Genomic DNA, 19,598 nt, shown 5'->3' with positions numbered 1-19,598 from the left:
GGCTATGCTGACGGTCGAATAGTCATTCCGCATGCCGTGGTGAATCTGGATGATCAAAACCATAGTGCTCGCCTCCGCCCTGCTCGGCCTGCCTTTGACGGCGCTGGCCGACATCGGCGTCGACGGCGCCCGCCACCTGCTGCTGCGCACCGGCTTCGGCGCCAATCCGGCGCAGATCGCCGCGCTGGCGCCGCTGAGCCGCGAAGCCGCCGTCGACAAGATCCTGGCCGGCGTCCGCAGCCAGCCGGTCACCGCGCCGCCCGGCTGGGCCAATGAGCCGTTCGAACGTCCCGGACAGCCGGGCCTCTCCGAGGAACAGAAGAAGGCGCTGCAGCAGGAGCGCAACCAGCACGCCGTCGAGCTGCGCAGCTGGTGGCTGACCGAGATGCGCGACACGCCGTCGCCGCTGACCGAGAAGATGACGCTGTTCTGGCACAACCATTTCGTGTCGGCGCTGGACAAGGTGCGCTCGCCGCAGATGATGTACCAGCAGAACCTGCTGCTGCGGCACTACGCGCTCGGCGACTTCGGCCAGTTGCTGCACGCGGTGGCGCGCGACCCGGCGATGATGCGCTACCTGGACACCGCCAACAACCGCAAGGAACAGCCCAACGAGAACTTCGCCCGCGAGGTGATGGAGCTGTTCACGCTGGGCGAAGGCCATTACAGCGAGCAGGACATCCGCGAGGCGGCGCGCGCCTTCACCGGCTGGGGCCTGGACCGCGACGACCAGTTCATCGTCCGCCCGCGGCTGCGCGACACCGGCGAAAAGCTCATCTTCGGCCAGCGCGGCAATTTCGACGGCGACGACGTGATCGAGCTGCTGCTGCAGCAGCCCGGCACCGCCGTCTTCGTCGCCAACAAGCTGTGGCGCAACTTCGTGTCGCCGACGCCGGACGCCGCGACGGTGAACAAGCTGGCCGCCGACTTCCGCCGCGGCCACTACCAGCTGAAACCCCTGATGCGGGCCATGCTGCTGACGCCGCAGTTCTGGCGCAGCCAGGGCCTGCTGGTGAAGTCGCCGGTGGAGCTGACCGTCGGCACGCTGGTGACCTTCGATCTCAATCCGCCGGACTGGCGCGTCATCGCCGGTCTGAACCGCCAGCTGGGCCAGGACGTGTTCGCGCCGCCCAACGTCAAGGGCTGGCCCGGCGGCGAGGCCTGGATCAACAGCGCCACGCTGCTGAGCCGCAAGCAGTTCCTGGACCGCATCGCCCGCGACGCGGCGCCGGCGCGCGACGCCTACGTCCAGGCCGACGGCAGCCTGAACGAGATGGCCGGCCGCGAGGCGCGGATCCGCCGCTTCGTCAGCAAGGGCCTGAACTCGATGAAGCTTCAGCCGGACGAGTGGGCCGCGATCTACGGCGTCAAAAGCGGCGCCGACGCCGCCCGCCTGCTGCTGGCGGTGCCGCCGGCCAATCCGCTGCCGGCCGGCGCCAGCGGCGCCAGGGCCGTCGCCCAATTGCTGCTGGACCCGGCCTACCAGGTCGAATGAGGAGCCCGCCATGTTCCAACGACGCGAATTTCTGAAAGCGGCCGGCGCCGGCCTGATGATGTCGGTGCTGCCCAATCTCAGCTGGGCGCTGGCCCCAGCCGGCTACAAGCGCCTCTTGGTGCTGGTGGAGCTGAAGGGCGGCAACGACGGGCTGAACACCGCCGTGCCCTACGCCAGCGCCGACTACTACCGGCTGCGCCCCGGCATCGCCATCGCCCGCGAGCAGGTGCTGCAACTGAACGGCGAGATCGGCCTGCACCCGTCGCTGGCGCCGCTGATGCCGCTGTGGCAGGACCGCCAGCTGGCGCTGCTGCAGGGCGTCGGCTATCCGGAGCCGAATCTGTCGCACTTCCGCTCGATCGAGATCTGGGACACCGCCTCGGCCAGCCAGCAGTTCCTGACCGAGGGCTGGCTGACGCGGCTGTTCCGCGAACAGCCGACGCCGAAGCACTTCGCCGCCGACGGCGTCGTGCTGTCCAGCCAGGTGCTGGGGCCGCTGGACGGCGGCGCGCGCGCGGTGGTGCTCAGCAATCCGCAGGACTTCGCCCGCCAGGCCAAGCTGGTGGCCGACCAGCAGCCCGGCCGGGCCGGCTCGGCGCTGGAGCATATCCTGAAAGTGGAAGGCGACATCCGCCAGGCCGCCGCCAGCCTGGCGCCGCTGCCGCGCACCGCGCCCAGCGAGGCGCCGACGGCCGGCCCCAGGCCCAACGGCGGCTTCGGCGTCGCGGTGCGCACGCTGACCGACACCGTGGCCCGCGGCGTCGACATCGCCGTCGCCCGCATCACGCTGACCGGCTTCGACACCCACGGCAACCAGCAGCCGGTGCAGGGCCGCCTGCTGGCCGAGCTGGCCGATGGCCTGGCCCAGCTCCGGGCCGAGATGACCCGGCTGGGCCGCTGGGACGACACGCTGGTGCTCAGCTATGCCGAATTCGGCCGGCGGCCGCGCGAGAACGGCAACCGCGGCACCGACCACGGCACCGCCAGCGTCCACTTCGCGCTCGGCGGCCGCGTCAACGGCGGCCTTTACGGCAAGACGCCGCAGCTGGCCGGCGTCAGCGACGGCAATCTCCCGCACGCGATAGACTTCCGCCAGCTGTACGCGACGGCGATAGACGGCTGGTGGGGCAAGGACAGCCGCAATGTGCTGGGCGGCCGTTTCGCGCCGCTGCCGCTGCTGCGCGCCTGAACCGCCGGCTCACGGCGCCGGATACGGCTCGCCGAACTGGCTGCGGTACAGACGCTCCACCGTGCCGTCCTGCCGCAGCGCCTGCAAGGTACGCGCGAAGGCCTGGCACAGCGGCTCCGGCACGCTGTTTCGGCTGAACGCGTAATACCCCTCTCCGGCGCGCCAGGTCGGCGCCAGCGGCGCGATGGCCGGCTGAGGCGGCAGCCGCGCCAGTTCGCGCGACGCCGTCGACATCGTCGCCAGCAACAGGTCTATCCGTCCCAGCTGCAGCTTGCGCATGCTGACCGCCAGCGTTTCGCCGACATCGATCCGGACATTGGGCGGCGGCGCCTGCAGCCAGCGGTCGACTTCGGCGCCATAGCTGTCGCCGCGGGTCACGCCCAGATGCAGCGGGCCCTGCCGACCCAGGTCGGCGATATCGCGTATCGTCCATTTCGCGCCCCGGTCCCGCCGCGCCCACAGCCTGACTATCGTCGGACTGTAGCCGGGCGCGAAGCAGGCGTAGGCCTCGCGCTCCGGCGTCCTCAGCGCCTGCATCGCCGCGTCCACCTGGCCCAGCCTCAATTGCTGCAAGGTGCGCGGCCACGGCATCAGCCGATAGACCAGCCGGCAGCCCAGCTTGTCCGCCGCCAGCTTGAACAGCTGCACCGCGTAGCCGTCGGGTTCGCCGTCGCGCCCCTGGTAGTGGAACGGCGGCCACTCGTCCCAGCCGACGCTGAGCGGCCTGTCGCAGATTCCCGCGGCAATGGCCGGCAAGCTCCAGAACACCAGCCAGACGCCAAGACCGATCTCCCTCACTCTTTCCTCCCCGACAGCAAGCGCAAGCGCGCGCCCCTGAAATGCAGGATGGCCTTCCGCCGCCGATGCGGGCCCCATCCCGACCCAAGACGCGCCCGATGAACGACCGGCGGCAATGACCTCCCCCCGGAGCCCGGCGGAAAACGACCGATGCCGTACAAAAATCGTGAACAGGCTCTGAGACTCAGGGATCGGGATACGCGATATTGAAGCGGCTGCGGTAGAGCCGGTCCACCACGCCGTCGCGTTTCATCTCGCTCAGCGCGCCGGCGAAAGCCCGGCACAAGCCGGGGGACACGCTGCGCTTGCTGAAAACGTAAAAAGCCCCGCCCGCTCGCCATGCCGGCTGCAAGGCCACGATCGACGGCTGTTGCGGCAGACGGGCCAGTTCATTCGGCAGCGTGTCCATGCTGGCCAGCAGCAGATCTATCCGCCCCAGTTGCAGCTTGCGCAAACTGCCGGCCAGCGTTTCCCCGACATCCAGCTTCACCGTGCCGGGAGGCGCTTTCAGCCAACTGTCCAATATGTCGCCGTAACTGTCGCCATGCGTCACGCCCAGCCTGACCGTGCCCAGCCCGCCCAGGTCCTGCAGCCGGGAAACCGGCCATTGCGCCGCGCGGTCGCCGCGCACCCACAGCCGCACCAGCGAGGAGCTGTAGCCCGGCACGAAACAGGCGTACGCCTCCCGCTCCGGCGTCTTCAGCGCCTGCATCGCGACATCGACCTTGCCCAGCCGCAGTTCCTGCAGCGTGCGCGACCAGGGCATCTGGCGATACGCAAGGCGACAGCCTATGCGCGCGGCCGCCTGGTCCAGCAGCGCCACCGAGTAGCCCGCGGGCCGGCCATCCCGTCCCTGGTAATGATACGGCGGCCGCTCCTCCCAGCCCACCTGGATAGTCTTGCCGCACAGGCCGCCCGCCATCGCCGGCAAAGCCCAGCAGGCCAGGGAAACGAAATACCCGATGAACCGCACCGTCCTCTCCCTCCCTCGGCAAGCGCAAGCGCGCTCCCCTACAATGTAGGATAGAATTCCGCAGCCCATGCGGGCCCCATCCCGATCCACGCGCCCAATGAACGACCAGCGATAATGACTTCAAACCCTATCAAGACCCCTGGACCGACGCCGCAGGCCGAAGAGGAAATCCCGCTGCCGCCGCCGGAAAACGAAGTCAATCTGGCCAATCTGGCCATCCCGCTGGGAGAGACCATCCTCACCCTCAATCTCGAGGGCGGGCCGGTCTACGGCATCCTGCAGCGCAGCCGGGCGATGACCGCCCAGTCCGACTACTTCCGGCTGCAATTCCGCGGCTACGCCCGCGCCGTCGGCGCGCACTGGCAGTTGCTGGAGGGCGACGACAGCCGCTTCCACGCCGTCTACAACCACGCCTGGGTCAGGCTGGACCGCCCGAGCCAGACCGTCACCTTCGGCCCGAAAAGCGGCGTGCAGTGCAGCCAGGCCCTGCAGGGCAGCGGCCTGGACACCTATCTGTTCGGCAACGTCATCGCTTGGGCCAAGGGCGTCTGTCCGGACTACGCGATCGCGCCCGGCCTGATCACCATGGGCCAGACCACCAGCGAAGAGGAAAGGATGCAAAAGCACGCCTTCTACGCCGGCCAGGCCTTCCAGTTCGAATGGCAGGATCAGACGCAGCGCAGCGCGCTGTACTTCAAGGACAAGGTCAGCAAGCTCCTGGGCGTATGGAACAAGGAGGCGATCCGCGAGTTCGGCGGCGAGGAGATGCTGAAGATGCTGGCCGGCCAGGACGAGGCGCGCGCCGCGCTGCAGCAGAAGCTGGAACAGCTGGAAAGCGCGCACGACAGCCTGAAGCGCGCGCTGCAAAAGGAAAAGAGCACCTCGCAGATCCTGACCGGGGTGCTGATCGTGGCCGCCATCGTCGCGATATGGGCGGTGATCTGAGCGCCTGCCCGCGATGCTTTCCCGCGCGTCGCGGCCCCACGCAATTCCCGGCGACGCCGACAAGGCTGCGGACGGCCCCGTCTGCGCCGCCGCCGTATCAGAAAGAGGCCCCGGCGCGCGCCGCCTGGTCGTAGATGCCGGCCAGCATGCGCATCAGCTGGGCGATGCCGCCTATCTCCGGATTGGAAACGCCGCAGTCGTTCAATGTCGGCATCAGGCAGCGCTCGCGCACCTCCCGGTAGCGCTCGCACAGCTCCCGGCCGCTGTCGGTGGTGGAAAACAGCACCTCCTTGCCGCTCTTCTCGCTGGCCACATAGCCCATTTTCACCAGCTTCTTCAGCGCGTAGGCCACCACATGGGTGTCCTCCATGTTCAGCACGAAACAGATGTCCGCCAGCTTCTTCTGCCGGCCGCGATGGTTGACGTGATGGACCAGCAGCACCTCGGTCGGCGTCATGTCCTTTTCGCCGGCCGCGGCCATGCAACGCACCATCCAGCGGTGGAAGGCGTTGTTGACCACCGTCAGGCTGAACTCGAACTCCGACAACTCAGGGCTGCGCTCCGATACCAGATGCTGCGAAGAAACGATCTTCGGCAAATCCTTGGTCATTGCAATCATTCTCCGATTTCGGCGAATTCCGCCATCATCCCGCCATTTACAACTGCAAATTGACGAGAAATTATTAACATTGCAGTATTACATTCAATTAAGCGTTTATCATAAACATATTCCCAAACCATTGACCAGCCGAAATCCATGCTTTCCGCCACATCATCGTCCCCCACCATCCACTGGCTGGGCAACCAGGCCCTGACGCTGGAGACGCCGCCGCCGGCGACGCTGGAGCGCCAACGCCGCATCTGGTGGCTGGCCCAGCGGCTGCAAGGCAGTCCCGGCATACGCGAAATCATCCCCGGCATGAACAATCTGACGCTGGAACTGGCGGACGGCGCCGACGCGAACGCCCTGCCCGCGCGGCTGCGCAAGCTGTGGCAACAGGCCGAGAGCGCCGAAGCCGGCGAGCGGGTGGTGGAAATCCCGGTGCGCTACGGCGGCCGCCACGGCCCGGACCTCGACGCGGTGGCCCGGCATTGCGGCCTAGACGCCGGCGAAGTCGTCGCCCGCCACGCCGCCGCCGACTACACGGTGTTCTTCCTCGGCTTCCAGCCCGGCTTCGCCTATCTGGGCGGACTGGATCCGGCGCTGGCCGTCCCCCGACGCGCCACGCCCAGGCAACAGGTGCCGGCCGGTTCGGTCGCGATAGGCGGCTGCCAGACCGGCATCTACCCCGCCGCGTCGCCCGGCGGCTGGCAGATCATCGGCCATAGCGAGGTCACGCTGTTCGACCCTGCGCGACAACCGCCCTGTCTGCTGCAGCCGGGCGATACCGTGCGCTTCGTCGACGCGGGGGAGGCATGATGCTGGAGGTGATCAAGGCCGGACCGCAGACCACGGTCCAGGATCTCGGCCGTTTCGGCGCCCGCCACCTCGGCGTCTGCCGCGCCGGAGCGATGGACGCGCTGGCGCTGACCGTCGCCAACCGGCTGGTCGGCAACCCGGCCGACGCCGCGGCGCTGGAGATCACGCTGCCGCCGGCCGGCTTCCGGCTGCTGCGCGACGGCATGCTGGCGCTGGCCGGCGCCGACTGCCAGGCCCAGCTCGACGACACGCCGGTCTGGCCCGGTTGGCGCACCGCCTTCCGGGCCGGCCAGACGCTGCGGCTGCAGGCGCCGCGCTTCGGCATGCGCGCCTACCTGGCGCTGGACGGCGGCATCGCCGTGCCGCCGCTGCTGGGCTCGGCCAGCACCGATCTGATGGCCGGCTTCGGCGGCCTTGGCGGCCGCGCGCTGCGCGACGGCGATCGGCTGCCGCTGGGCGCGCCGCTGCCGCCGCGCCGTCGCCTCGGCGTGTGGCTGCCGCGTCCAGGCAGTCAGATCCGCGTCTGTCCGGGACCGGAATACGCGCGGCTGTCCAAGGCCGCCCGCGAACGGATGTGGAACAGTCCCTGGCAGCTGACGCCCAGCAGCAACCGCATGGGTTACCGGCTGGCCGGCCCCAGCCTGCAGATGGACGACGCCGCCGACATGCCGTCGCATGCCGTGCTGCCCGGCCTGATCCAGCTGCCGCCGGACGGCCAGCCCATCGTGCTGATGGCCGACGCCCAGGCCACCGGCGGCTACCCGCGGCTGGGCATGGTGGTGGCGGCCGATCTGTGGCAGCTGGGCCAGGCCCGCCTCGGCGGCCAGCTGCACTTCGTCGAATCCGGCCGCGAGGACGCCCGCCGGGCCGAACTGCAATTGCAACGCTATCTGGGACGCATAGAAAGGCTGTGCGATGAAGATTGATCTGAACGCCGACCTGGGCGAAGGCTGCGGCGACGACGCCGCGCTGCTGGACCTGGTCAGCTCCGCCAACATCGCCTGCGGCTGGCACGCCGGCGACGCCGCCACCATGCGACGGGTCGCGGCGCAGGCGCTGGCCAAGGGCGTCGCCGTCGGCGCCCACCCCAGCTTTCCGGACCGGGACAATTTCGGCCGCAGCGAGATGCGGCTGCCGCCGGACGAGGTCCGCGCCGGCTTTCTGTACCAGTTGGGCGCGCTGGCCGCCATCGTCGGCGCCGAGGGCGGCAGGCTGCGCCACGTCAAGCCGCACGGCGCGCTGTACAACCAGGCGGCCCGCGAACCGGAACTGGCCGCCGTCCTGGCCCGCGCGGTGCGCGACTTCGACCCGTCGCTGCGGGTGGTCGGCCTGGCCGGCAGCGGCTTCGTCGACGCCTGCCGCGCCGAGGGGCTGGAGGTCTGGGAGGAAGGCTTCGCCGACCGCGGCTACCGCGCCGACGGCAGCCTGGTGCCGCGCGGCACGCCGGGCGACCTGCTGCACGGCGAACAGGCGATGCTGGACCAGGTGATGGACATGGTCGAGCGACGGCGGGTGATCGCCGTCGGCGGCGAAAGCGTGCCGCTTCGCGCCGATACCGTCTGCCTGCACGGCGACGGCCCGCACGCGCTACGCTTCGCCCGCCTGCTGCGCGAGCGGCTGCTGGCCGCCGGCGTACGGATAAGCGCCGGCTGAAACCGCGCCAGCGCGGCGACAGACCGCGCGGCGCCGTCGAGACAAAGGAGAAAACATGGACCAAGCTGTCAATCTGTGGCCGCTGCTGGGCATCGCGGTCGTCGTCGCCGGCTTCGTGCTGCGCGGCAGTCCGCTGCTGGTGGTATGCGGCGCCGGCGTCGTCGCCGGACTGGCGGCCGGCATGGCGCCGCTGGCCCTGCTGGCGGCATTCGGCCACGGCTTCATGAAAACCCGCAACCTGACGCTGATCGTGCTGCTGGTGCTGCCGGTGGTCGGGCTGATGGAGCGCCACGGCCTGCGAGAGCAGGCGCGCGAGCTGGTGCGGCGGATGCGCAAGGCCACCGCCGGCCGGCTGCTCGCGGCCTATCTGCTGGTCCGCGAGCTGTCGGCGGCGCTCGGCCTGACCGGCCTCGGCGGCCACCCGCAGATGGTGCGTCCGATATTGGCGCCTATGGCCGAAGGCGCCTGGGAACAGCGCCACGGCAAGCCGGACGCCGCGCTAGCGCAGAAGCTGCGGGCGATGTGCGCCGCCACCGACAATATCGGCCTGTTCTTCGGCGAGGACATCTTCGTCGCCTTCGGCGCGGTCATCCTGATGCATACGTTTCTGCGCGAGAGCGGCATCGCCGCCGAACCGCTGCACATCGCGCTGTGGGGCATTCCCACCGCGCTGTTCGCGCTGCTGATACACGGCGCCCGGCTGCTCAGGCTGGAACGCGCCCTGCTGCGCGCCGGCGCGCCGGCCGCCCTGCCCGCGGAGAAACGCGCATGACGCTGCGCATAGACTATCTGTACTGGCTGGCCGGCGCCGTGCTGCTGGCGGTCGCGGCGTTCACGCTGGCCGACCGCGCCCATCCGCGCCGCCTCGGCAGCGCCGCGTTCTGGGGCCTGTTCGGCCTGTTGTTCGTGACCGGCGACGCGCTGCCTGCGGCCTTGTCCGGCGCCATGGTGCTGGCGATGGTCGCCATCGCCGTCTTCGGCCGGCTAGGCGCCGGCCGGCACGTCGAACTCCCCGCCGAGCGATTGCGCCAGAGCCTTCAGCGGCTCGGCGGCCGGGTCTTCCTGCCGTCGCTGCTGGTCCCGCTGCTGACGGTGCTGCTCAGTCTGGCGGCCAAGGACGTCCGCATCGCCGGCCGCCCGCTGTTCGACCCGGCCAACGTCACGCTGCTGGCGCTGGGCCTGTCCTGCCTGGCCGCGCTCGGCGCCGCCTGCCTGCTGGCGCGCGAGACGCCGGCGCAAGGCGTGCGCGAAACGCGCCGGCTGCTGGACTGCATGGGCTGGGCGGTGTTGCTGCCGCAGTTGCTGGCGCTGCTGGGCCTGCTGTTCGCCGACGCCGGCGTCGGCAAGGCGGTGGCCCACGTCGCCACCGCCTACCTGCCGCTGGACACGCGCTGGGTCGCGGTGCTGGCCTATGTGCTGGGCATGGCGCTGTTCACGATGGCGATGGGCAACGCCTTCGCCGCCTTCCCGGTGATGACGGCCGGCATCGGCATCCCCTTCCTGGTCGTCGCCCACCACGGCGATCCGGCGGTGATGGCGGCGATAGGCATGTTCTCCGGCTACTGCGGCACGCTGATGACGCCGATGGCGGCCAATTTCAATATCGTGCCGGCGGCGCTGCTGGAGCTGCCGGACAAGAACGCGGTGATCAAGGCGCAGACGCCGACCGCGCTGGCGCTGCTGGCGGTGAACGCGGCGCTGCTGAACTGGCTGATGTTCCGCTGAAAGGAAGAGCAGGATGAAAACGGTATTGCTGACCGGCTTCGAACCGTTCGGCGGGGAAAGCGTCAATCCGTCCTGGGAGGCGGTGCGCCGCCTCGACGGCGAACAGATCGCCGGCGCCCGCGTCGTCGCGCGCCGGCTGCCCTGCGTGTTCGGCGCCGCGCTGGACGAGCTCCATCGCCAGCTGGACGCGCTGCGCCCCGAGCTGGCCATCGCCGTCGGCCAGGCAGGCGGCCGACCCGACATCACGCTGGAACGGGTGGCGATCAATGTCGACGACGCCCGCATCGCCGACAACGCCGGCAATCAGCCCGTCGACCGGCCGGTGGCGGCCGGCGGCCCGGCGGCCTATTTCTCCACGCTGCCGATCAAGGCCATCGTCGCCGGCCTGCGCGACAACGGCATCCCGGCCTCGGTGTCGCAAAGCGCCGGCACCTTCGTCTGCAACCATGTGATGTACGGCCTGCTGCACCACGGCGGGCCGCGCGCCGGCTTCATCCACATCCCCTATCTGCCGGAGCAGGCGGCGCAGCATCCGGGCGCGCCCAGCATGCGGCTGGACGACTGCGTGGCGGCGCTGAGGCTGGCGGTGCAAGTGGCGCTGACCCGGCGCGACGACATCAGGATCGCCGACGGCGCGACGCACTGACCCCTGCATCCCCCCGTATGTCACCTGCGTCACCGGTAGGGTGCGTCACCCCGAAGGGGCGACGCACCATTGAAGCCGGAACCGGAAGCAGTCCTGGAAAAAGGCCCGCCTCGCTCAAGCGAGACGGGCCCTTGCTTTTGGACCGTCCGACTCAGACGTCGTCGCTGTCGCCCCAGCCCTGGCGGTCGCCGCGCTGGATCACCTCGTCGTCCGGCGCGATGTCGCCGGCCCCCCACGGCGCGGCTTCCGCCAGTTGGCGGTACAGCGGCGCGAAATCGGGCGCGGTGGCCTCGAACAGCTGCTGGAAGCTGTCGATGACGAAATAGGTCTTCTGGAAGGTGTCGATCCGGTAGCGGGTGTTCATGATACGCATCAGGTCGAAACCGACGCGGTTCGGGCTGGCGCTGTCCAGGCAGTAGATCGATTCCGACTTGCTGGACACGATGCCGGCGCCGTAGATGCGCATGCCGGCGGCGGTGCGGATCAGGCCGAACTCCACCGTGTACCAGTACAACCGCGCCAGCATCGGCAACGCGCCCAGCGCCTTGGCCTTCATGCCGCCCTTGCCGTAGGCCTCGAGATAATCGGCGAACACCGGATCGATCAGCAGCGGCACGTGGCCGAACAGATCGTGGAACACGTCCGGCTCCTGCAGATAGTCGAGCTGATGCGGCTCGCGCAGCCACCAGGTGACCGGGAAGCGGCGGTTGGCCAGGTGCTCGAAGAACACGTCGTCCGGGATCAGGCCCGGCACCGCGACGATGCGCCAGCCGGTGGCGGCCATCAGCTTCTGGTTCAGGCGCTCGAAGTCCGGCACCCGGTCGACGTCCACCTCCAGCCGCGCCAGCCCCTGCAGGAACTCGTCGCAGGCCCGTCCCGGCAACAGCGCGCTCTGGCGGCGGTACAGCGTGGCCCAGGTGGCGTGGTCTTCGGCGCTGTAGCGGTCCAGCGGCTGCGGCAGCGTGTAGTCGCGCGGGTCGTGGCTCAAGCCGGCGTTCTTGCGCGTGGTGATGTCCGGCACCACGAAATCGGCGCGGTCGTTCATGTCTGGCTCCGGTATTGGATGTTTGCTCTAGTTTAGCCCCTTGCCGATGCGGAAAGTCCGCATAGTTTGCCATTTATCGATTTATTTTGCAGAATTACCGCATCAAATGTCATAAGGTGCATCAAATGCGCAAAATAGACTTGGACCGCTTCGATTTCCAGATTCTGCAGCAGCTGCAACAGGATGCCCGCGCCACCCACCAGAAGCTGGCGCAGAGCATTCCGCTGTCGGCCTCGCAGATCGGACGCCGCATCCAGCGGATGGAGCAGGACGAGGTGATACAGGGCTATCAGGTGGCGCTCAATCCCGAGCACGTCGGCCTGTCGGTGATGGCCTTCGCCAACGTCAGCCTGGAACGGCACAACGAGGCGGCGTTGCTGGACTTCGCCCAATCGATCCACGCGCTGCCGGAAGTGCTGGAATGCTACGCAGCCGCCGGCGAGGCCGACTACCTGCTGCGCATCGTCGTACCTGACCTTCCGTCGCTGTCCGCCTTCGTGATGAACAAGTTGATGCAACTGTCGCTGGTGCGCAGCGTCAAATCGACCATCGTGCTCAATGCGATCAAGCAGACGATGAAGCTGCCGCTGGCATCGCTGCCCTGACTGGCATTTCTGTCGTGCGGCTCGGCGTCGGCCGCGGCTATACCGCAATCGTGGCCCGGTCCGGCTGTCCGGAAACGGAATGGCCGGACAAGAATATAAAGATCGCGCGCGCCTTGAAGTTCGGCGACGGCCGAGCACGCCGCCGCACCCCGCCCAGTCCCGAAGGAGAAGCCGATGGAAGCGTCGTCCCCGTATCCGCCGCCCGCCCTCAGCCCCAGCCTGGCCGCCTCGGTCGGCCAACTGGCGCAGTACCGGACCCCGCTGAACCTGGAACAGATCCGCCTGTTCTTCCATTCGCTGCGGCTCGGCGCCGCCGACCTGCTGCCGTTCCGGCAATTCGGCGCCGACCACTACCGCCGCAACCGCATCTACGCCGACGACTGCTGCGAATTGCTGCTGCTGTGCTGGCGCGGCGGCCAGCGCAGCCCCATCCACAACCACCGCGGCAGCCTGTGCGGCGTCCGCATCGTCGAGGGCGTGGCCACCGAGACGGTGTTCACGCAGACGCCGGCCGGCCTGGTCGCCTCGCGCGAAACGCGCGAGCTGGCGGCCGGCAGCCTGGTGATCAACGGCCATGTCGACATCCACCAGGTGGCCAATCTGCAAGCCGACGGCGCCGATCTGGTGACGCTGCACCTGTACTCGCCGCCGCTGGCACGGATGGAACTGTTCGGCATGGAGCCGCAGCAACGGCGCTTCCGCCACTGCGACGACCGCCTGGAATACCAGATCTGATCCCGGCAAACAAAAAGCACGGCCTAAGCCGTGCTTTTCCGGGACCGACGGACCGAGCTCAGAAGCGGTACTGCATCTGCAGGCCGAGCAGGTGGCCGGTGATCGACGAATACTCGCCCTGCAGCCGGCTGCGGCTGCCGAACGGGCTCGGAGGCGAGCTGTTGTCTATCTTGGTGTCGCCGACGGCGCGCAGATAGGCGTAGCCGAGGTCCACGCGGGCCTGCTTGTTGATCTGGTAGCTGCCGCCCAGGCTCAGCCAGACGCGGTCGGCGTCCGGAATCAGCGCGTTGCGATGCTGGGCGTTCGGCACCGGCGTGGTTTCATAGCCGAGGCCGGCGCGCAGCGTCAGCGCGTCGTTGTAGAAGTAGTCGCCGCCCAGCGACAGCATCCAGCTGTTCTTCCAGTGGTTGTCGATGCGGGTGGTGGTGTCGATGGGGCCGAAGGCCGGGCTGCCCTTGATCACCAGCTGGTCGAAACGGCTCCAGCGGGTCCAGCGCGCGGCGGCGCCGACGGCGAACTTGCCGTTCAGCTTGCTGTAGCCGCTCAGCAGCAGCGATTCCGGCGCGGTCACGTCGGCCGAGCCGGCGAAGGTGCCGTTCAGCTTCAGGCCCAGCGGCGCCAGCGCGCCCTGGGTCGGGAAGCCGGTATTGATGTAGTCGCCCTCGGCCTGGTGATGGATCTTGGAACGATAGGACAGGCCGACGCGGCTATCGGCGTCGAACGAGTACATCACGCCCAGGTTGTAGCCGAAGCCCCAGCTGTCGGCCTTGATCTCGCCGGTCGCGCCCGGCAGGTAGGCGCCCTTCTTCAGGTGCGCCTTCGCGTACTGGGCGGAGACGCCGGCGCCGAAGCTCCAGCGCTCGTCCAGCTTGTAGGCCAGCGACGGATTGATGTCCAGCGTCTTGATCGAGCTGGAGATGCCGTTGTCGCGGCCGCCCCAGTTGTCGCCGTAGCGCGCGCCGAGGCCGAACGGCGTGGTCAGGCCGATGCCGGCGTACAGCTTGTCGCTGAGCTGGCGGGTCAGATAGGCGTGGGGAATGAATTCGCCCGGCGCGCGGCCGTTGTCGTCGGCCGCGACCGTGCCGACGCTGACCTGCCGCGTCAGCGGATTGACCGTGGTGCTGGTATTGCTGCCGTGGAACGGCGCGTCGATCTCGGCGTAGGTGAAGCCGCCCTGCACACGGGTGCCGGACAGCAGGGTCATGCCGGCCGGATTGTAGAACACGGCGGACAGATCGTCGCCGGCGACGCCGGCGCCGGCGTAGGCGCGGCCCATTCCGGCGACGCTCTGCTCGGTCAGCTGGAAACCGGCCGCCTGGACGGCCGGCGCGGCGATGAGCAGCGTGGCGACGGCGCAGGACAGCAGGCGGGGACGGAGAAGCGGATGCATATTATTGTGTTTCCTGTATGCGCGGGCGGATCCGGCGCCTGACGGCGGCGGCGATGATAAATAGATAGCGCCCGCATCTTTTTAGGCGCTGGAGTCTAAACTCGAACCGTCCTCTTCGCAACAAAAACACATAAGATCGTTAAACATCATGAAGAGGCGCCGGCGCAATCGTCGCGGCGGCCTGTGCTAGAATTCCAGCCCCGACTTCCTCAGCGAGGCATCGCTTCCGATCATGAAGAAACTGATCTGCAGTCTGACCCTGGCCATGCTGCCGGCGCTGGCGCTGGCCGCCCCGGTGGTGGAAATGAGCACCAACAAGGGCAATATCGAAATCACGCTGGACCAGGCCCGCGCGCCGAAGAGCGTGGCCAACTTCGTCGCCTACGCCAAGGCCGGCCACTACAACGGCACGGTGTTCCATCGCGTGATCGACGGTTTCATGATCCAGGGCGGCGGCTTCGACACCAAGCTCAATCAGAAGCCGACGCGCGCGCCGATCGCCAACGAGGCCGGCAACGGACTGAAGAACGATGTCGGCACCATCGCGATGGCGCGGACCGCCGACCCCAATTCCGCCACCGCCCAGTTCTTCATCAACGTCGCCAACAACGACTTCCTGAATTACAAGTCGCCGACGCCTCAGGGCGCCGGCTATGCCGTCTTCGGCAAGGTCACCAAGGGGATGGATGTGGTCAACCGGATCGCCAAGACGCGCACCGGCAGCATGAACGGCATGGACGACGTGCCGTTCGAGCCCATCGTCATCCAGAAAGTCACCGTCAAACCGTAAGGCCGCGCTTGCGGCTGCCGCACCAAGGAAAGCACCATGATCAAACTGACGACCAACTTCGGCGAAATCACGCTGGAACTGAACCATGAAAAAGCGCCGCAGACCGCCGCCAACTTCGAGCAGTACGTGAAGAGCGGCCACTACGACGGCACCATCTTCCACCGCGTGATCAACGGCTTCATGATCCAGGGCGGCGGTTTCGACGTCGACATGAACCAGAAGCCGACGCAGGATCCGATCCAGAACGAGGCCAACAACGGCCTGTCCAACAAGACCTACACCGTCGCGATGGCCCGCACGATGGACCCGCACTCCGCTTCGGCGCAGTTCTTCATCAACGTCTCCGACAACGACTTCCTCGATTTCAAATCGGAAAGCAGCCAGGGCTGGGGCTACGCCGTGTTCGGCCAGGTCGTCGCCGGCCAGGAAGTCGTCGACCGCATCAAGACCGTCCGCACCGGCCGCAACGGCATGCATCAGGACGTGCCGGTCGATCCGGTCGTGCTGGAAAAGGCCGAAATCATCTAATACGCCGCCGTTCGCACGCAGCCGGGGCGCCAGCCCCGGCTTCCGTTCATCCCTGTCAAGCGCAGCCATGGCCATCCATTTCATTTCCGATCTGCACCTCGCCGACGACACGCCGGCGCTCACCAGGCTGTTCCTGGACACGCTCGCCGGCTGGCGCGGCCGGATAGAGGCGCTGTACATCCTCGGCGACCTGTTCGAATACTGGGTGGGCGACGACGACGATTCCCCGTATCTGGAGGAAGCGCTGGCGGCGCTGCGCGCCTTCGCCGCCGAGACGCCGCTGTTCGTGATGCGCGGCAACCGCGATTTCCTGTTCGGCGCCGGCTTCGAGGCCCGTAGCGGCGCCAGGCTGCTGGACGACCCGACGCTGATCGAGGCCCATGGCCGGCGCATCCTGCTCAGCCACGGCGACGCGCTGTGCGCCGACGACACCGCCTATCAGCAGTTCCGCGCCGTCAGCCGCAGCCCCGCATGGCAGCAGGCGATGCTGGCGCGGCCGCTGGCCGAACGCCACGCCATCGCCCGCCACGCGCGCGCGCAAAGCGAAATGAACAAACAGGCCAACGGCCTGAGCGCCATTTCCGACGTCACCGAGACCGCCGTGCAACAGCTGCTGGCCGCCCATGGCTGGCCGACGCTGATCCACGGCCACACGCACCGGCCCGGCCATCATCGGCACCAGGCCGGCGACAGCCATGCAGAGCGCTGGGTGATCCGTGACTGGCACGGCGAGGCCGGCGGCTATCTGCTGCTGGACGACGCCGGCATCCAGGCGCTGCCGCTGGGGGGCTAAGCCTCCGCTCTCCGAGGACGCCGCGCCGCCAGCCGGCGCCGCTCCCCCGTTTCGCCGTCCCCTCCTCGTCGGCCACCCCCGGCCGCAAACGCCTGAAGCGCAACAGAAAAATACCCGCCTCTCCATACCTGTGGCCGGCCGCGCGGCCGACACCACTCGACACACTTCATGCCCCAAAAGCATAAAATTTAAGATAAAGACATATTTATTTATTATTTTTGCAATGATCGTTTATTGAAAATGAAATGACGTTCGACTAGATTTGCCGCTTTCGAAATTACTTTCAAGGCAAAATATGTTCATCCAGCCAGAAGCGCCGGGAGCCGCCGCAGCCTCCCCGCTTTCCATCGAGCCCGGCGTGAACGCCGCCTGCCTCGAAACCCAAACGGCGACTTAGCCGCTCCGGCCTGAAGGCAGCTTGTTCTCAGCATGCCCAGGCCATCCCGCCCGACAAGACAAAAGCATTAAAACCACGTATCTGGCTCAAAACAGGGAAATAGAATGAAACGACATCACTATCTGCGCCCCGTCGCGCTCGCGGTCCTGGCCGCGCTGAGCAGCCCGGCCGCGCTGGCGGACAGCACCCAGCTGGAATCCGTCACCATCACCGGCGCCGGCGACAAGCTCGGAGTCGGCCTGCTGCAACAACAGGAAGGCGCGCGGGCGCGCAGCGACGTCAGCAAGGCCGCGCTGGAGAAACAAAGCCCGACCTCGAACATCTACCAGGGCATCAATATGCTGCCCGGCGTCAACGCGTCCAGCCAGGACAACTCCGGCATGTTCGGCGGCGCGCTGACCATACGCGGCTTCAACTCCGACCAGATCGGCGTCACCATCAACGGCGTGCCGGTCAACGACTCCGGCAGCTACAGTGTGTACCCGCAGGAATTCGTCGACCTGGAAAACCTGTGCCAGGGCTCGGTCACCCAGGGCTCCAGCGACACCGACGCGCCGCACATGGGCGCCAGCGGCGGCAATATGAGCTTCGTCACCTGCGATCCGGAAAAGGAGCGCCGCGTGCGCTTCGCCCAGAGCCTGGGCAGCAACAGCCTGCAACGCACCTACATCCGCGGCGATACCGGTCTGTTCGCCGACGGCAAGGCCCGTGCCTTCGCCAGCTATTCGCACAGCGAAACCGACAAGTGGAAAGGCGCCGGCGGCATGAAGCGCGACCACGTCGACACCGGCATCCGCTATGACTTCAGCGGCGGCTACATCAACGCGTCCGTGCTGTACAACCGCCAGATCGGCAACGCCTTCGGCACCCCGACGCTGCAGCAGTTGCAGCAGACCGGCTACGGCTACGACTACTCCACCAGCTTCATTCCCGGCCATCTGACGCCGAAGAACGGCACCGCGCAGAAGGAAACCGGCCCGAATCCGGCCTACTACCAGCTGCAGCAGAACCCGTTCGAGAACGTGATCGCCAAGGTGGACGCCGTGCTGAAGCTCGGTCCGGACACCCGCGTCAAGATCCAGCCCTACTTCTGGTACGGCTACGGCGGCGCCACCAGCCAGCAGACCCAGTCCGAGAGCGCCTTCCTGAACAAGTCCACCCATACCGACACGGCCGCCAAGGATTTGAACGGCGACGGCGACACGCTGGACACCATCGTGGTCAACGGCAGCAGCATCACCCGCACCCGCCGCCCGGGCATCACCGTCACCATGGAGCAGAGCCTGGGCAACCATCTGCTGCAGGCCGGCGTGTGGTACGAGCGGGCCCAGCACATCCAGACCGGTCCGGAAAGCCTGACCAACGCCGACGGCAGCCCGCAAGACCCCTGGATGCAGTCCAATCTGGTCACCCGCCCGGACGGCAGCCTGTACCAGTACCGCGACTGGGAAACCGTCAGCACCGCCACCCAGCTGTTCGCCATCGGCACCTTCAACTTCCTGGACGACCGCCTCGGCATCAACGCCGGCCTGCGCACGCCGCAGATCAAGCGCGAATTCACCAACCACGCCAACGACGGCTGCGGCGCCTCCAGCAAGACCTGCGCGGCGGCCTACGACTACACGATCAACAAGACCTACCGCGAAACCCTGCCCAGCTTCGGCATGCGCTACTACCTGGCGCCCAAGCAGCAAGTGTTCTTCAACATCACCAAGAACTACCGCGCGGTGCCGAACTACGCCTACAGCAGCAGCAACGGCAATGTGCAGGTGATCAACGGACAGGTGGTGATGAGCAACGACGTGGTGCCGGAAACCTCGGTCAATACCGACCTGGGCTACCGCTGGCAGGGCGACATCCTGACGCTCAGCGGCTCGCTGTTCAACGTGGACTTCCGCAACCGCCAGGCCAATTCCTATGACCCGGTGACGCTGAAATCGGTGAACATCAACGCCGGCGGCGTGCATACCTGGGGCGGCGAGATCGAACTGGGCACCGTGCCGGTCAAGGGCTGGAGCGCCTACGCCTCGTTCACCAGCAACCACAGCGAGATCCAGAACAACCTGAGCTGGAAGGACCCGTCCGGCAACAACACCGTGCTGGCGACCCAGGGCAACGACTTCCCGATGACGCCGCGCTGGATGGCCGCGCTGTCGCTGCAATACTCGCCGGGCGCCTGGTATGTCCGCACCGACGTCAAACACACCGGCAAGCAGTTCGCCACCCTGGTCAACGACGAGGTGGTGCCGGAATACACGACGGTGGATCTGGATGCCGGTTACCGCTTCGGCAATATAGGCATGCTGAAGAATCCGACGCTGAAGCTGAACCTCAGCAATATGTTCAACACCAGCTACCGCATTCCGAGCTCGTACAAGGTCAACGCCGCCGATACCGTGCGCTACAACCTGGGCGCGCCGCGCAGCGTCGCCGTGACGATGTCGGTCGACCTGTAAGCATCGCCGACCCTC

Annotated in this window: 21 protein-coding genes; 15 read left to right on the top strand and 6 right to left on the bottom strand. The window is 67.6% G+C overall.

Annotated elements, in window-relative coordinates; all coding sequences use genetic code 11:
• Window positions 1–49 precede the first annotated feature (49 nt).
• Complete coding sequence (locus WNM05_RS08560) at window positions 50–1,495, top strand: DUF1800 domain-containing protein (RefSeq protein ID WP_434634157.1); 1,446 nt, start codon at window positions 50–52, stop codon at window positions 1,493–1,495.
• 10 nt (window positions 1,496–1,505) lie between these two features.
• On the top strand, window positions 1,506–2,684 hold the full coding sequence (locus WNM05_RS08555) for a DUF1501 domain-containing protein (protein WP_434634156.1): 1,179 nt from the start codon (window positions 1,506–1,508) through the stop codon (window positions 2,682–2,684).
• A gap of 9 nt (window positions 2,685–2,693) precedes the next feature.
• Here WNM05_RS08555 and WNM05_RS08550 read toward each other — a convergent pair whose 3' ends face one another.
• Window positions 2,694–3,482, bottom strand: a complete 789-nt coding sequence (locus WNM05_RS08550; RefSeq protein ID WP_434634155.1) for a substrate-binding periplasmic protein — start codon at window positions 3,480–3,482, stop codon at window positions 2,694–2,696.
• Window positions 3,483–3,666: 184 nt separating this feature from the next.
• Window positions 3,667–4,455, bottom strand: coding sequence for a substrate-binding periplasmic protein (locus WNM05_RS08545; RefSeq protein WP_434634153.1), 789 nt, complete (start codon window positions 4,453–4,455; stop codon window positions 3,667–3,669).
• A 114-nt stretch (window positions 4,456–4,569) separates the two neighbouring features.
• Between WNM05_RS08545 and WNM05_RS08540 the strand changes: the two genes are divergently transcribed.
• The gene (locus tag WNM05_RS08540) at window positions 4,570–5,400 is read left to right on the top strand and encodes a hypothetical protein (RefSeq protein WP_434634152.1); all 831 of its coding nucleotides are present in this window, start codon (window positions 4,570–4,572) and stop codon (window positions 5,398–5,400) included.
• A 97-nt stretch (window positions 5,401–5,497) separates the two neighbouring features.
• Here WNM05_RS08540 and WNM05_RS08535 read toward each other — a convergent pair whose 3' ends face one another.
• Complete coding sequence (locus WNM05_RS08535; protein ID WP_434634151.1) at window positions 5,498–6,010, bottom strand: winged helix DNA-binding protein; 513 nt, start codon at window positions 6,008–6,010, stop codon at window positions 5,498–5,500.
• Between the two features lie 5 nt (window positions 6,011–6,015).
• Window positions 6,016–6,159, bottom strand: coding sequence for a hypothetical protein (locus tag WNM05_RS08530; protein ID WP_434634150.1), 144 nt, complete (start codon window positions 6,157–6,159; stop codon window positions 6,016–6,018).
• Here WNM05_RS08530 and pxpB point away from each other — a divergent pair.
• The 6 genes from pxpB to pcp are packed head-to-tail and all read left to right on the top strand — an operon-like array spanning window position 6,158 to window position 10,844.
• Entirely contained in the window at window positions 6,158–6,820 is a 663-nt protein-coding gene (pxpB, locus tag WNM05_RS08525; RefSeq protein ID WP_434634149.1) for a 5-oxoprolinase subunit PxpB, read from the top strand. The genes WNM05_RS08530 and pxpB overlap by 2 nt on opposite strands.
• Window positions 6,820–7,746, top strand: coding sequence for a biotin-dependent carboxyltransferase family protein (locus WNM05_RS08520; RefSeq protein ID WP_434634148.1), 927 nt, complete (start codon window positions 6,820–6,822; stop codon window positions 7,744–7,746). Before pxpB ends, WNM05_RS08520 begins: the two co-directional genes overlap by 1 nt.
• Window positions 7,736–8,473 (top strand): 5-oxoprolinase subunit PxpA, encoded by a 738-nt coding sequence (gene pxpA, locus WNM05_RS08515; RefSeq protein ID WP_434634147.1) that lies wholly within the window; start codon window positions 7,736–7,738, stop codon window positions 8,471–8,473. Before WNM05_RS08520 ends, pxpA begins: the two co-directional genes overlap by 11 nt.
• A 55-nt stretch (window positions 8,474–8,528) precedes the next feature.
• Entirely contained in the window at window positions 8,529–9,245 is a 717-nt protein-coding gene (locus tag WNM05_RS08510) for a DUF969 domain-containing protein (RefSeq protein WP_434634146.1), read from the top strand.
• Complete coding sequence (locus tag WNM05_RS08505; protein WP_434634144.1) at window positions 9,242–10,198, top strand: DUF979 domain-containing protein; 957 nt, start codon at window positions 9,242–9,244, stop codon at window positions 10,196–10,198. The genes WNM05_RS08510 and WNM05_RS08505 overlap by 4 nt, the downstream gene beginning before the upstream one ends.
• Window positions 10,199–10,211: 13 nt before the next feature.
• Window positions 10,212–10,844: a pyroglutamyl-peptidase I gene (gene pcp, locus WNM05_RS08500; RefSeq protein WP_434634143.1), complete on the top strand. Its 633-nt coding sequence runs from the start codon at window positions 10,212–10,214 to the stop codon at window positions 10,842–10,844.
• 151 nt (window positions 10,845–10,995) lie between these two features.
• On the opposite strand, the gene phhA is transcribed toward pcp, so the two are convergent.
• Entirely contained in the window at window positions 10,996–11,889 is an 894-nt protein-coding gene (gene phhA / locus WNM05_RS08495; protein ID WP_434634141.1) for a phenylalanine 4-monooxygenase, read from the bottom strand.
• Between the two features lie 125 nt (window positions 11,890–12,014).
• Here phhA and WNM05_RS08490 point away from each other — a divergent pair, with 125 nt between their 5' ends.
• Complete coding sequence (locus tag WNM05_RS08490; protein ID WP_434634140.1) at window positions 12,015–12,494, top strand: Lrp/AsnC family transcriptional regulator; 480 nt, start codon at window positions 12,015–12,017, stop codon at window positions 12,492–12,494.
• Window positions 12,495–12,668: 174 nt separating this feature from the next.
• Window positions 12,669–13,229, top strand: a complete 561-nt coding sequence (locus WNM05_RS08485; RefSeq protein ID WP_434634139.1) for a cysteine dioxygenase — start codon at window positions 12,669–12,671, stop codon at window positions 13,227–13,229.
• Between the two features lie 58 nt (window positions 13,230–13,287).
• On the opposite strand, the gene WNM05_RS08480 is transcribed toward WNM05_RS08485, so the two are convergent.
• A complete protein-coding gene (locus WNM05_RS08480; protein ID WP_434634138.1) occupies window positions 13,288–14,619 on the bottom strand; it encodes an OmpP1/FadL family transporter in 1,332 nt (443 codons plus the stop codon).
• Window positions 14,620–14,851: 232 nt separating this feature from the next.
• On the opposite strand from WNM05_RS08480, the gene WNM05_RS08475 reads away from it, so the two are divergent.
• The 4 genes from WNM05_RS08475 (at window position 14,852) to WNM05_RS08460 (ending at window position 19,583) form a co-directional block, all read left to right on the top strand.
• Window positions 14,852–15,409 (top strand): peptidylprolyl isomerase, encoded by a 558-nt coding sequence (locus WNM05_RS08475; protein WP_434634137.1) that lies wholly within the window; start codon window positions 14,852–14,854, stop codon window positions 15,407–15,409.
• Between the two features lie 36 nt (window positions 15,410–15,445).
• Window positions 15,446–15,937 (top strand): peptidylprolyl isomerase, encoded by a 492-nt coding sequence (locus tag WNM05_RS08470; protein ID WP_434634136.1) that lies wholly within the window; start codon window positions 15,446–15,448, stop codon window positions 15,935–15,937.
• 67 nt (window positions 15,938–16,004) lie between these two features.
• Complete coding sequence (locus tag WNM05_RS08465; protein WP_434634134.1) at window positions 16,005–16,730, top strand: UDP-2,3-diacylglucosamine diphosphatase; 726 nt, start codon at window positions 16,005–16,007, stop codon at window positions 16,728–16,730.
• 501 nt (window positions 16,731–17,231) lie between these two features.
• Window positions 17,232–19,583 (top strand): TonB-dependent receptor, encoded by a 2,352-nt coding sequence (locus WNM05_RS08460; protein WP_434634133.1) that lies wholly within the window; start codon window positions 17,232–17,234, stop codon window positions 19,581–19,583.
• Window positions 19,584–19,598 lie beyond the last annotated feature (15 nt).

The sequence above is a fragment of the Chromobacterium sp. CV08 genome (assembly GCF_051129845.1).
In the GTDB taxonomy this organism is placed as follows: domain Bacteria; phylum Pseudomonadota; class Gammaproteobacteria; order Burkholderiales; family Chromobacteriaceae; genus Chromobacterium.
This window is presented reverse-complemented; position numbering and strand designations above follow the sequence as displayed.

Bases quoted from the DNA above. Each gene is read 5' to 3' on its own strand.
- WNM05_RS08560 (WP_434634157.1), top strand. From the start codon at position 50: ATGATCAAAACCATAGTGCTCGCCTCCGCCCTGCTCGGCCTGCCTTTG.
- WNM05_RS08535 (WP_434634151.1), bottom strand. From the start codon at position 6,010: ATGACCAAGGATTTGCCGAAGATCGTTTCTTCGCAGCATCTGGTATCG.
- WNM05_RS08465 (WP_434634134.1), top strand. From the start codon at position 16,005: ATGGCCATCCATTTCATTTCCGATCTGCACCTCGCCGACGACACGCCG.
- WNM05_RS08460 (WP_434634133.1), top strand. From the start codon at position 17,232: ATGAAACGACATCACTATCTGCGCCCCGTCGCGCTCGCGGTCCTGGCC.
- WNM05_RS08485 (WP_434634139.1), top strand. From the start codon at position 12,669: ATGGAAGCGTCGTCCCCGTATCCGCCGCCCGCCCTCAGCCCCAGCCTG.
- WNM05_RS08510 (WP_434634146.1), top strand. From the start codon at position 8,529: ATGGACCAAGCTGTCAATCTGTGGCCGCTGCTGGGCATCGCGGTCGTC.
- WNM05_RS08470 (WP_434634136.1), top strand. From the start codon at position 15,446: ATGATCAAACTGACGACCAACTTCGGCGAAATCACGCTGGAACTGAAC.
- WNM05_RS08505 (WP_434634144.1), top strand. From the start codon at position 9,242: ATGACGCTGCGCATAGACTATCTGTACTGGCTGGCCGGCGCCGTGCTG.
- WNM05_RS08530 (WP_434634150.1), bottom strand. From the start codon at position 6,159: ATGGATTTCGGCTGGTCAATGGTTTGGGAATATGTTTATGATAAACGC.
- WNM05_RS08490 (WP_434634140.1), top strand. From the start codon at position 12,015: ATGCGCAAAATAGACTTGGACCGCTTCGATTTCCAGATTCTGCAGCAG.
- WNM05_RS08520 (WP_434634148.1), top strand. From the start codon at position 6,820: ATGCTGGAGGTGATCAAGGCCGGACCGCAGACCACGGTCCAGGATCTC.
- pcp (WP_434634143.1), top strand. From the start codon at position 10,212: ATGAAAACGGTATTGCTGACCGGCTTCGAACCGTTCGGCGGGGAAAGC.
- phhA (WP_434634141.1), bottom strand. From the start codon at position 11,889: ATGAACGACCGCGCCGATTTCGTGGTGCCGGACATCACCACGCGCAAG.
- WNM05_RS08555 (WP_434634156.1), top strand. From the start codon at position 1,506: ATGTTCCAACGACGCGAATTTCTGAAAGCGGCCGGCGCCGGCCTGATG.
- pxpB (WP_434634149.1), top strand. From the start codon at position 6,158: ATGCTTTCCGCCACATCATCGTCCCCCACCATCCACTGGCTGGGCAAC.
- pxpA (WP_434634147.1), top strand. From the start codon at position 7,736: ATGAAGATTGATCTGAACGCCGACCTGGGCGAAGGCTGCGGCGACGAC.
- WNM05_RS08480 (WP_434634138.1), bottom strand. From the start codon at position 14,619: ATGCATCCGCTTCTCCGTCCCCGCCTGCTGTCCTGCGCCGTCGCCACG.
- WNM05_RS08475 (WP_434634137.1), top strand. From the start codon at position 14,852: ATGAAGAAACTGATCTGCAGTCTGACCCTGGCCATGCTGCCGGCGCTG.
- WNM05_RS08540 (WP_434634152.1), top strand. From the start codon at position 4,570: ATGACTTCAAACCCTATCAAGACCCCTGGACCGACGCCGCAGGCCGAA.